This window comes from Actinospica durhamensis (genome assembly GCF_018139695.1).
In the GTDB taxonomy this organism is placed as follows: Bacteria; Actinomycetota; Actinomycetes; order Streptomycetales; family Catenulisporaceae; genus Actinospica; species Actinospica durhamensis.
In genome coordinates this window covers 1-467 of sequence record NZ_JAGSOG010000721.1, presented here as the reverse complement: position 1 = coordinate 467, position 467 = coordinate 1, and the positions used below count along the sequence as shown (strand labels likewise).

The 467-nt window shown below is 69.8% G+C and carries 1 protein-coding gene; it reads left to right on the top strand.

Translation table 11 applies throughout. The annotated features are described in order from the left end of the window. Positions 1 to 17: 17 nt before the first annotated feature. On the top strand, positions 18 to 467 hold a 450-nt coding region (locus KDL01_RS41890), incomplete at its 3' end, for a HAMP domain-containing protein (RefSeq protein ID WP_212534266.1).

Sequence of the window (467 nt, the reverse complement as noted above, 5' to 3'; positions counted from 1 at the left end):
CTGGAGACGCCCACGCCATGAGCGACGGGCCGGCCCGGCGCAGGAACCCGGGGAAGTCGCCCTGGGGCGGTGCACGCCCGTTCTCGATCAAGACCAAGCTGGGCGCGCTGGTCGTCATCTCGGTGCTGATCACCACCGGGCTGTCGATGATCGCGGTGCGCACCGAGACGGAGCTGCGCTTCATCACGGTCTTCTCGATGATCGCCACGCTGCTCATCACCCAGTTCGTGGCGCACTCGCTCACCGCCCCGCTGGACGACATGAACGCGGTGGCCCGGTCCATCTCGCACGGCGACTACACCCGCCGGGTGCGCGAGAATCGCCGCGACGAGCTGGGCGACCTGGCCCAGACGATCAACGCCATGGCCGACGAGCTGGAGGCCCAGGACCGTCAGCGCAAGGAGCTGGTGGCCAACGTCTCGCACGAGCTGCGCACCCCCATCGCGGGCCTGCGCGCGGTGCTGGAG